The organism is Alienimonas sp. DA493 (genome assembly GCF_043951915.1).
Classification (GTDB): domain Bacteria; phylum Planctomycetota; class Planctomycetia; order Planctomycetales; family Planctomycetaceae; genus Alienimonas.
The window spans coordinates 1-10,548 of record NZ_JBINJD010000173.1 but is presented as its reverse complement, the minus strand read 5'-3'; the positions used below and the strand labels follow the sequence as shown (position 1 = coordinate 10,548).

The 10,548-nt window shown below is 72.9% G+C and carries 9 protein-coding genes; 3 read left to right on the top strand and 6 right to left on the bottom strand.

Annotated features, from left to right (window positions below; genetic code table 11):
- Window positions 1-54 precede the first annotated feature (54 nt).
- The 4 genes from ACG2DA_RS19315 to ACG2DA_RS19300 form a co-directional block, all read right to left on the bottom strand.
- Window positions 55-1,308, bottom strand: a complete 1,254-nt coding sequence (locus ACG2DA_RS19315) for a DUF4350 domain-containing protein (RefSeq protein ID WP_395257869.1) — start codon at window positions 1,306-1,308, stop codon at window positions 55-57.
- An 8-nt stretch (window positions 1,309-1,316) separates the two neighbouring features.
- Window positions 1,317-3,314, bottom strand: coding sequence for a DUF4129 domain-containing protein (locus tag ACG2DA_RS19310; protein ID WP_395257867.1), 1,998 nt, complete (start codon window positions 3,312-3,314; stop codon window positions 1,317-1,319).
- Window positions 3,315-3,471: 157 nt separating this feature from the next.
- A complete protein-coding gene (locus tag ACG2DA_RS19305; RefSeq protein ID WP_395257866.1) occupies window positions 3,472-4,497 on the bottom strand; it encodes a stage II sporulation protein M in 1,026 nt (341 codons plus the stop codon).
- Complete coding sequence (locus ACG2DA_RS19300; RefSeq protein ID WP_395257864.1) at window positions 4,494-5,426, bottom strand: RDD family protein; 933 nt, start codon at window positions 5,424-5,426, stop codon at window positions 4,494-4,496. The genes ACG2DA_RS19305 and ACG2DA_RS19300 overlap by 4 nt, the downstream gene beginning before the upstream one ends.
- Window positions 5,427-5,601: 175 nt before the next feature.
- On the opposite strand from ACG2DA_RS19300, the gene ACG2DA_RS19295 reads away from it, so the two are divergent.
- The 3 genes from ACG2DA_RS19295 to ACG2DA_RS19285 all read left to right on the top strand — a co-directional run bounded on the left by ACG2DA_RS19295 (window position 5,602) and on the right by ACG2DA_RS19285 (window position 8,697).
- Window positions 5,602-6,702, top strand: a complete 1,101-nt coding sequence (locus ACG2DA_RS19295; protein WP_395257862.1) for a DUF1559 domain-containing protein — start codon at window positions 5,602-5,604, stop codon at window positions 6,700-6,702.
- A gap of 103 nt (window positions 6,703-6,805) precedes the next feature.
- Entirely contained in the window at window positions 6,806-7,960 is a 1,155-nt protein-coding gene (locus tag ACG2DA_RS19290; RefSeq protein WP_395257860.1) for a prenyltransferase/squalene oxidase repeat-containing protein, read from the top strand.
- 17 nt (window positions 7,961-7,977) lie between these two features.
- On the top strand, window positions 7,978-8,697 hold the full coding sequence (locus ACG2DA_RS19285) for a Uma2 family endonuclease (RefSeq protein WP_395257858.1): 720 nt from the start codon (window positions 7,978-7,980) through the stop codon (window positions 8,695-8,697).
- 43 nt (window positions 8,698-8,740) lie between these two features.
- On the opposite strand, the gene ACG2DA_RS19280 is transcribed toward ACG2DA_RS19285, so the two are convergent.
- Both ACG2DA_RS19280 and ACG2DA_RS19275 read right to left on the bottom strand, forming a co-directional pair.
- Window positions 8,741-9,661, bottom strand: a complete 921-nt coding sequence (locus tag ACG2DA_RS19280) for an ABC transporter ATP-binding protein (protein ID WP_395257856.1) — start codon at window positions 9,659-9,661, stop codon at window positions 8,741-8,743.
- The gene (locus tag ACG2DA_RS19275; protein WP_395257854.1) at window positions 9,658-10,458 is read right to left on the bottom strand and encodes an ABC transporter permease; all 801 of its coding nucleotides are present in this window, start codon (window positions 10,456-10,458) and stop codon (window positions 9,658-9,660) included. Before ACG2DA_RS19275 ends, ACG2DA_RS19280 begins: the two co-directional genes overlap by 4 nt.
- Window positions 10,459-10,548 lie beyond the last annotated feature (90 nt).

The window sequence follows — 10,548 nt, the reverse complement described above, 5'->3', positions numbered from 1 at the left end:
CACCCCCGGCCCCTCTCCCCCAAGGGGGGGCGAGGGGGGAAGTAGGTTCCCCCGTTACCGCCGGGCGCGGCCGGCGTCGGACCGGAGGGCGGCGAGTTCGCGGATCAACCCGGCCGCGGTCCGGCGGCCCAACGCGGACTTCTCTCCCGGCCGGGTGCGGGCGTCGACGGCGGCCAAGCGGGCGAACAGGTCCCGCACCGCCGCCGGCTCCCGCCCGGCGGCGACGGCCAGCGCCTCGGCCCGCTTCGCCCGCTCCTTCGGGTCGGCCGGCAACCGCAGGTCCCGGGCGACGGCCCGGCGGTACCAGCCGACCACGCCCGCCCCGTCCCCGGTTCGCCAGGCGAGATCGCCGGCGGCGTCGGTGTGATCGGTGAGGGTTCGCCGCGGCGGGTCCGGATCCGGCAGCGGAGGCCCGAACGCCCGCCCCCGCCACCAGCCCCACAGCAGGGCCAACAAACAAAGGTGCAACGTGAGCGGCCGCAACTCCGGGTCGAGCAGCAGCGCCACCGTCTTCGGCGTGCCGGTCAGGTTCAGCGACTCGTCGAACACAATCCGCCGGCGCCCGTTCGCCGCCCGCTCCAGCAACCGGAAGGCCAGCGCCGCGTTGTCCCCCCAGGCCAGCGAGCGGTTGCTGAACCCCGCCGCCCCCGCCGCCAGCACCGCCGTGCCGCCCCGCCAGGTTTCCGTCAGGGCGACGCGGACTGCGCCCCCGTTCGCCCCGTCGCCGTTCGCCCCGTCGCCGTTCGCCCCGTCGCCGTTCGCCCCGTCGCCGTTCGCCCCGTCGCCGTTCCCCGCGTCGTCGGCCGCGGTCTCCACCAGCGGCTCCCCCGCGCCGTCGACCGTGCCGCCGTGGGGCCAGAACAACTTCAGGTCCTCCGTCGGCAGCCCGGCGGCGCGGGTCGGCTCGGCGCCCTGCAACCGATCCTCGCCGCGGCCCTCGACCCGGCCGAGCGGCCCGAGATCGACCGACCGCCCCCCGCGGGCGGCGAACAGCAGCCCGCCGCCGGCGTTCACCCAGTCTTGCAGCGTCTCCGCTTCCCCGTCCGTCAGCGCCCGGGCCGGGCCGAGCACGACCAGCAACGTGCGGTCCGGGTCCTCCTCCCCCACGACGACCGCCAGCGGCGACTCCCGCCGCACGGTTTCAAAGCCGGCCCGCTCGGCGAGCAGCACGAGGGCCTTCTGCCCGTCGGGGGCCGGGCTGCGGGTGTCGTCCGGCAGGGCGGGCCGCCAATCGGCCGGGGCGAACTGCGCCAGCAGCGCCAGCGCGCAGGCCGTCGCCCACGCCGCGTCCCGAGCGCCCAGCGGCACGCGCGTCATCATGCGTCGGCCCCGGTCGGCGTCGCGGTCGAAGAGTTCCGCGGGGCCGGATCGTGGGCGGCCCGGGTCGAGACGCCGGCGAGGTACGCAGCCTCGGCCTCGGCGTACTGCTCCAAACCGCCGGGCCGCCGGCCGTAGCCCAGCGGTTCGTACACCTTCACCACGGTCGCCAGCGCCGGGTGCAGGGCCGGGTCGGGACGGGCGGCCCGCAGGTACTCCCGGGCAGTCAGGCCGCGGCGGGGGCGAATCAGCCCGGCGAGCTCCACCCGGTCCGTCAGACCGTTGAGCAGCAGGGCGACGGCCTCGGCGTAGCGGCCCTCGGCGGCGACGGCCCGGGCGGCGGCCAGCCGCTCGTCCGGCGGACGGCGGGCGGCGGGGGCGTCTTCGTCCGGGGGAACGGCCCCGGCGGCGGCGGTCGCGGCGGGCGTCGCCGGGGCGGGCTCCCGTTCCATCACTCCCCGCACCACCGCCCAGACGAGCAGGAGCAACACGGCCGCCAACGCCGCCCCCGCCGCGACCAGCGCCGCCGTGCTGAGGACCTGCCCCAATGCCCCGAGCACGGCCCCCCCGCCGGCGGTCGGGCCCGGGGACGACCCGCCCCCCGTCCCGGAGCCGCCGCCCGGCGTGCGGTTCGGGGAGGAACCGCCCGGGCCGGAGGTCCCCCCGTCGGCGCCGTCCCCCCCCGCCGTCGACCGGGTGCCGCCGCCGAGCGGGGGGAACAGGCCGTCGCCCCGCTGCCCGAAATCCCGCAGCGGGCGGAACTCGTCGCGGCCCAGCACCGCCTCGGCGCGGGCGGAGACCTCCGCGGGGTCGGTCGGCGCCGGGCTCTGGGCGAAGCCGCTTGCCGTCGGGACGAACAGCAGAACGACCGCCGCGGCCGCGGCGGCCCGGGCGGCGGCGGGGGCCGTGCGGCGTTCCTCCTCGGCGAGGCGGTTGCGTTCGCGGGTCACGGCCTGTTGCACGTCCCAGCAGTCCCGCCGGACCCGCAGGTCGACCAGCGTGGCGAACCAACCGACCCGGGCGGCGACGTAGGCCGTCACGCCGCCCAGCGCCGCGAGGGCCGCGGCGGTCGGGTCGTCGGCCAGCGCCGCCCAGAAGTTTCCCCCGTCGGACGAACCGGCCTCCAGCGCCGCCCCCAGCGCCGGCCGCCAGTTCAGCAGGGCGGAGCCGATCAGATCGGTCGTCAGCATCCCGATCAGCCACAGCCCCGCGGTCAGCCCGGCCAGCAGGTTCGCTCGCACGGCGAGGGGCATCTTGTGGGCTCGCAGCAGGCCGTCGGCGTGTTCGTCGTGCAGCCGGGCCGACAACGCCCGCAACGCCCGCCGCTCCGACCGAAAGGCGAACTTCCCCGCGATCCCCAGCGCGATCGGCGTCCACAGCGCCAGACTGAGCCACGCCAGCGGCTCCCCGTCCGGCACGAGGAACAGCCACAGCGGCCAGCCGAGCAGCGCCCGCACGACGATTCGCCCCGCCAGCAGCCGGCCGGACCGCGGGGGAAACGGCGCCCGGCGGGACAGGTCGGACCCACTCCGCAGCCCCAGCGCCGCGGCGAGCGTCGCGGCGACCGTGAACCGGCCCGTCGGATCGGCCAACCACGCCCCGAACGCCGTCGGCAGGTCCAGCCAGCGGGGGGCGAGATACAGTGCCGCCAGCAGCACGCAGAGGCCGGAGAGCAGCGCCTCCCGGGTGCGGTCCCGCTTGGTGCGGGGCCGGGGGGCGGCCGTCGGGTCCTCCTCCTCCGCGAAGGTCCCCCGCACCGCGGTGGCGGCGATCCGCAGGCCCAGCGGGGCGGTGACGAACAGCACGGCCAGCGTGCCGACGGCCCAGCCGCGCCCGCAGGCCCGGCCGGCGGCGTCCGCCAGAATCGCCGCCGGCAGCCCCCCGGCCGCGGCGAACCGCAGCCACAGGACAGGACTCGCCCCGCAGGCGGCGAGGCCGACGTCCAACGCCCCGGCGGGCCCGTGCGGGGCGAGCGGCACGGCGAACGGACGGTTCATCGCGGCATCTCCCAAACCGGCCCTAGAGCCCCGACCGTGAGGGAGGGGCCGCTCACCCGTGTCCGCATAGTTCTCCCGTCATGCCTGTCGGAACGCGCGGGTCCTCCAGAACGGCCCCTCCCTAACGGTCGGGGCTCAGGGAGACGGCGGATTTCGCTCATCGGTTCGCCTCCGTCGGCGCCCCGCCGCGGCCGGCGAGGAGCAGCCAGGCGAACACCGCCACCCACAGGCTCCCGCCGACGACGTACTTGATCGACGGGGCGATCGGCGCCGGGGACCAGAACGCCTCCAACCCGGCGGCGATCATCAGCATCACGGCGGCGCCGGCGGCGATCTGGATCGCCTCCCGGCCCCGCACCATCAGGCTGCCCAGCCGACTCCGCCGGCCGGGGTGCAGCAGGGCGTCGGCGAGCATCAGCCCGGCCCCCCCGGCCACGGCGATGGCGGTCAGTTCGAAGGAGCCGTGCGTCACCGCGAAGCTGAACAATCGCTCGCCGTTCCCGCTGGCCCCCGCGTAGCCGAACACCGCCCCGATCTGGATGCCGTTCGACAGCAGCACGTAGACCGTGCCCAGCCCGAAGGTCACGCCGAGGGCGAAGCACTTCAGGGCGATGCCGACGTTGTTGTAGACGTAGAACCCGGCCATCAGGCTCCGCTGCCCGCCGTAGGCGCCGAGGTCGAAGGCGTTCGCCCTCCCGTCCTCCCCGCCGTCGGGGTCGAGGCCGCCGCCCTCGGCGTACATCTCGTCGTACATCGCCTGGGCCTCCGGGGGGAGGACGCGGTCGGCGAGGGCCGGCCGCAGCGCAACCGCCGCCCAGGCGACGAAGAACGGCCCGAAGAACAGGGCCGCGGCGACCAGGAAGAACCGCCCGTTCCGCCGGAACACCCGCGGGAAACCATGCGTCAGGTAGCCGACGACGCTCCCCAGCGGCGAGGCCGGGGCGGCGTAGAACGCGGTGTGCCCGCGGCCCAGCAGCGTGTTGAGGTAGTCGTCCAGCCGGTCGCCCCAGCCGTGGGCCCGCACGGCGGCGAGGTCCGCGGCGAGTTCCCGCAGGCCGCGGGAGAGCTCCGCCACCTCCCCGGCCGTGCGGCCCCGCAGCCGCCGGCGGTCGAACCGGTCGAGCAGCTGCGTGAACCGGTCCCACCGCGGCCGGCGGGCGGCGAGGAAGTCGCGCTTCGTCATCGGCGCCCGCCCCGGAGGCGGTCGCGGGGGGCCGGTTCCTCGGTCGCCTCCTCCTCCGGCCGCAGATACGTCGCCCAGACCCGGGCCAGGAAGGCCATCGGGTAGACCTTCACCCCGGCCGGGTCGCCGCCGTATTTCAGCCGGCGGGCGACGGCGAGGGCCAGCGGCAGGGCGAGTTGGTGGCCGCGCTCGTGGTCCAGCACGCCGCGGCGGGCGAGGTACTCGTCCACCGTCGCCAGCGTGCTGCGGGGCGGTTTGGGGCCGGAGATCAGCGAGCGGTCCAGCGGGGCGATTTTGTCGAGAATCACCGGCTGCTTCGGCGGCGTGGCGGGGTGGGTGCGGATCACCACGGTCCCGGCGAACAGGTCGCCGATCCGCTGGCCCCGCGGGCTCAGCGTACAGCAGAGCGCCCCCAGCCCGTACAGCGGCACCGCGCCCATCACGTGCGGCGGGGGGGAGAGGAGGATCGGCAACGCGTCGGCGAATCGCAGCAGGTTCCGCACCAGCGCCGGCCAGAAGGTCAGCGGCCCGCCGTCCGTCCGCACCACCCGCAGGCCGAACGCCCGCTTCCCCGGCGTTCGTCCGCCCTGGAACGCTTCGAACAGGGTGAAGTAGCCCCACTCGCTGAAGAACAACAGGAGCAGAAACGCCCCGCCCGCGAAGTCTCCCAGCCCGGCGCAGGCGATCGGGATCATCAGGAACGCCGCCGTGAACACGAACGCCGCCCGGATCCCCGTGTCGATCAGCCAGGCCCCGCAGCGGCGGGTCACCCCGGCCAGGGGCAGTTCGAGGACGATGTTCTCCGGCGTCTCCACCCGCATGCGGAGCGCCCCGGCGGCGCCCAGCCATCCGCCCGGCCCGACCGGATCGTCCGGCCCGAGCGGAGCGTCCGCCCCCCGCGGACCGGTCGCGTCGGCGGGAACGGGCACGGAGGACATCGACCGCTCAGCTTGACCACGCCCCGCCCCGCCCGACAAGTTCCCGCCCCGGTCGCGGCGGCCGCGGTCCCCGCGAAAAAGGTTTGGCCCCGGGCGCCGGCGGTTCTCGCATTGTGGCCGGCGCCGCCGGTCGGCGACCGCCCCGCCCCCGTTCTCCCCGTCCTTCATGATCCTCAGCGCCGCACCAGCCCCCGCCCCCCGACGGACCGGGCCCCGGAGGACCGGTCAGAACCGGACCGGCTTCACGCTGATCGAACTGCTGGTGGTGATCGCGATCATCGCGATCCTCGTCTCCCTGCTGCTCCCCGCCGTGCAGCAGGCCCGGGAGGCGGCCCGGCGGGCGCAGTGCCAGAATAACCTCAAACAGCTCGCCCTGGCGGTTCACAACTACCACAGCACGAACTCGGTGATCCCGCCGAGCGCCTGCCTGTCCACCAGCGGGTACACCGGCAACAACGGCTCCTGGGGCGTGCACGGCCGCATCCTGCCGGAGATCGACCAGGGCGTGCTGGCCCAGTACGTCGACCTGTCCGTCGCCTGGGACGATCAGGCCACGATCGACGGACTGAAAATCGACACCTTCGGCTGCCCCAGCGACCCGCTGTCCTACGTGCCCCGGGACACCGGCAAGGTCGCCCGGTACATCTATCCGACCACCTACGGCTTTAACTTCGGCACCTGGCTCGTCTGGGATCCCTCCCGCGGCGGCAGCAAGGGGCTGGGCGGGGACGGGCCGTTCTATCCGAACTCCCGGCTCTCGATCAGCCACATCCGCGACGGCTCCACCCAGACGATGATGGCCGCGGAGGTGAAGGCCTTCACCCCCTATTTCCGCAACCACCGCGGCCCGCTGCCGGCCTCCACCCCCGTGCCGGACGCGGTCGCCGACGTGCTGGCCTATACGGACAGCTCCGATAAAAAACTTGGCGAGCAGAATAAAAACACCGGCCACACCGAATGGCCGGACGGCCGCGTCCATCACACCGGCTTCACCACGGTCTTCCCCCCCAACACCGAGGTGATCTGGGTCGACCCGAGCACCAACACGGAATACGACGTCGACTTCTCCTCCTGGCAGGAGGGCAAGCAGGACGGCGGAACCGTGAACGCCACGATGGCCGCGATCACCAGCCGGTCCTACCACCAGGGCGTGGTCCAGGTCGCGATGATGGACGGCAGCGTGCAGTCGGTCTCGGAAAGCGTGACCCGCGAGATCTGGCGGGCCGCCGGTTCCCGCAACGGCGGCGAAGTTACCGAAGGCTTCTGACCTCGCTCCCGCTCGGTTCGAGACGAACTCTCACCCCCGCGGCGGTCGTCCGTAGAATGAAACGCCCGATCGCCCCTTCCACGTTAACCCCCCGGAGATTCTCGTGCGGCTCGCCCTCGCCCCGTTCGCTTTCGCCCTGCTCCCCCTCGCCGCGGGACCGTCCCTCGCCGGCGCGGCCGACCCGCCCGTGACGGCCGCGGGCGCCGAGGCCCCCGACGCCGCGGCGATCGACGCCGCCCGGCAGCGGGGCGTCGACTACCTCCGCACCACCCAGAACGACGACGGCGGCTGGAGCAGTCGGGAGTCGCTGGGCATCAGCGCGATCGCCGCGGTCGCCCTGCTGGACTCCGGCCTGACCGCCGACGACCCGACGGTCGCCAAGGCGCTGGATTATCTCGAGGCGAACGTCCGCGAGGACGGCGGCATTTATTCCGAGGGCTCCACCCACAAGAACTACGAAACCGCCCTCTCCCTGATGGCCCTGGCCCGCGTCGAGGGGGACGAATACGCCGACGCCGTCAAGGGCGCCCGGGCGTTCCTCAAGGAGCTGCAGTGGGACCAGGGCGAAGGCATCGAGAGCGACGACGTCCGCTGGGGCGGCGCCGGCTACGGCGGCGGCGGCGACCGGCCGGACCTCTCCAACACCCAGTTCCTCGTCGAGGCCCTGAAGGCCAGCGGCAGCGGCCCGGAGGACGAGGCGATCCAGAAGGCGCTGGTGTTCGTCACCCGCACGCAGAACCTTGAGGGTCACGGCAACGACACGCCGAACGCCTCCAAGATTAACGACGGCGGTTTCTACTACACCCCGGCCCTGGGCGGGCAGACGAAGGCCGGCACCACGGCGAACGGCGGCCTGCGCAGCTACGCCAGCATGACCTACGCCGGGTTGAAGTCGATGATTTACGCCGGCCTGACCAAGAACGACCCCCGCGTCCAAGCCGCCCGCGACTGGGCCGCCAAGCACTACACCCTCGCCGAGAATCCGGGGATGGGCTTGCAGGGACACTATTATTATCTGCAGGCCTTCGGCAAAACGATGACCGCCCTCGGCGAGGACACGCTGACCGACGCCGACGGCGTGGAGCACGACTGGCGCGAGGACCTCGCCGCCCAACTGCTCGCCATGCAGCGGGAGAACGGCAGCTGGGTGAACGAGGCGGACCGCTGGTACGAAGGCGACCCGAACATGGTCACCGCCTACGCCCTGATGGCCCTCGCCGACGCGGCGCCGCCGAAGTCCGCCACCGCGGGGGAGTGATCGAGTAGAATCCCGGCATGCCGGACCTTCTCGACGCCCCGCAGACCGACGCCCCGGCCGCCCCCGCCCCGCGGGAGCGGCCGGTCGGCGTTTCGCCCGCCGAACTCCTCGCGCCGCCGCCCCCGCGGCCCGCGCGGGTCACGGTGGAGATGTATCACGCAATGATCGAAGCCGGGGTGTTTGACGGGATTGAGGGGCGGCGGATTGAGCTGTTGGACGAAGAATTAGTCGAGATGGCCGCCGCCTACCCCCCGCACGCCGTTTCCGTGGACATCTCCGCGGACGCTCTCAAAGCGTTATTCGGCCCCAGTTGGGGCGTGCGGATCGAGAAACCGGTGGCGCTCCCGCGGAGCGAGCCGGAGCCGGACCTTTCCGTTGCGAACCGGGCACTGAAATTCTGGTCGTCGCGGCACCCGGGACCGTCAGACCTGCTGATGGTCGTGGAGATTTCCGACAGCACATTGGAACTCGACCGCACTCGTAAAGCTCGCATTTACGCCGCGGCAGGGATCAGTCCGTATTGGATCGTGAACCTGCCGGAGCGGGTGCTGGAAGTCCGTACCGACCCGCACATCCCCGCCGAGGGGCCGGCGTCCTATCGCACCCTGCGGACCTACCGCGAAGACGAGACGGTCGAGTTCGCCCTCGACGGCCGCCCCTTCACGCTGCCCGTCGCGGAACTGCTTCCGGCGGAGGAAGGGGATCGGCAGTCCGAGTCGCGAGCCGAGGTCGGGTGACTTTGCCAAGCGTGCACGCCTCGGCTCGCGCCTCGGGCTGCCGTTACCCTTCGGCGAGCTGCGCGTGCCGCCGGCGGTTCTCCGGGTCGAACACCGCGGCCCGCATCGTTTCCCGCTGCTCGACCAGGCGGGCCATGTCCCGCGGGCTGTCCGGGGCGAAGTGCGGGGCCGGTTCGTCATAGACGATCTTCGCCCCGTTCGCCCCGTCGGGATGATACTGGCTCAGGCCGATCACGCGGTCGGCGACGTAGAGGGCTTCATTGAGTTCGTGGGTGACGATCAGGATCGTGAAGGGCGGTTCGCGGCCCTCCTCCAGCGCCCGGCGGTTCTCCGCGGCGAAGCGGAGCAACATCAATTGCAGTTCCTCCCGCGTCGCCTCGTCCAAGGCGCCGAAGGGTTCGTCCAATAACACGACCTTCGGCCGCAGCACGAAGGCTTGGGCGACGGCGACCCGCTGCCGCATCCCGCCGCTCATCTCCCGGGGATAAAGGTCGGCGGCGGCGCCGAGGCCGACGCGGGTTAGAAAGTCGTCCGCCTCCGCGCAGTGCTCCTTCCGCAGGCGGCGCCATTTCGGGTACTGAAACAGCCGGAACGCCAGCGAGGTGCGGTCCAGTTTAAGCCCCAGCGCCACGTTCCCGCGGGCGGTGAGGAAGTCGTACAGCGTGTAGTGCTGGTAGACGATGCCGACGTCCCGGTTCGGCCCGCAGACCGGCTCCCCGCCGGCTTTCACCACGCCGCTGTCCGGGGAATGCGTGCCGAGGATCGATCGCAGCAGGGTGCTCTTCCCGCACCCGCTGGGGCCGACCAGCGACACGATCTGCCCGGCCGGCACCGTCAGGTTCACGCCGCCCAGCACCTTGTTGGGGCCGAACGCCTTGCGGACGTCGCACACTTCTAACGCCGGGGGAAACGTCGAGGCCCCGCGGGGCCTCGGCGTTACGGACGTATTCAGTTCTTCGTTCATGCTTCGTCCCACCAAGGGGCGACCCGGCGCCGCAGTTCGAGCAGCGCCCGGTCCACCGCCAGTCCGAACAGGCCGAGCAGGAATAAATACGGATACGCGACCGCCATGTCCGCGACGCGGTTCAATAACTTCAGCCGGTGCCCGAAGCCCACGTCCGCCAGCAGCCACTCGGCGGCGATCAGGAAGATCATCCCCAGCCCCGCGGCCAGCCGCAGGCTTTCGAGGAACCGCGGGAGCGTCTGCGGGACGATCACGTTCCAGACGACCTCCGCGTGGCTGGCGCCCAGCGTGTAAGCCTTGCTGACGGCGTGGTCGGTCACGTCGGTGAGCACGCTTTTATAGAGCCCGCCGGCCAACAGCGGGAACACGCCCAGGGCGATCAGGCCGACGTACAGCGCCTCGCCGATGCCGAAGGCCCGGTAATAGACCGCCAACATGGCCGTCGGCGGGATGGAGCCGAAGAACAGCAGCGTCGGCCCCAAGCCCGCCCCGACCGGGGTGAGAGCGCCCATCGCGATCCCGACCAGAAACGACAGCGCCGCCCCGGCGGCCAGGCCGACGGCGAACCGCGTCCCGGTGGCGACGGCGTCGTCCCATAGCGCGATCTCCCCGCTGCGGTTCTCGCTGAAGATCTCCTTCACCCCCTCCCACAACTGCACGCCGTTGGGCACGGTCGTGTTGTTGGGGTTCTCCGCGTGGGCCTGCCAACTGAGGGCCGAGTACGCCAGCACGAGCAGCAGCGCGCAGCCGACGCCGAGGGCGACGCGGGTCCAGGGGCGGATCGGCTGGCGAATCATGGTCAGGAGGCCGGAGGGCCCGTGAGCCCGGAGCGCAAGCTCCGGCCGTCGGGCCGCCGCACGGGGATGGAATCACGCGATCGACGAGAC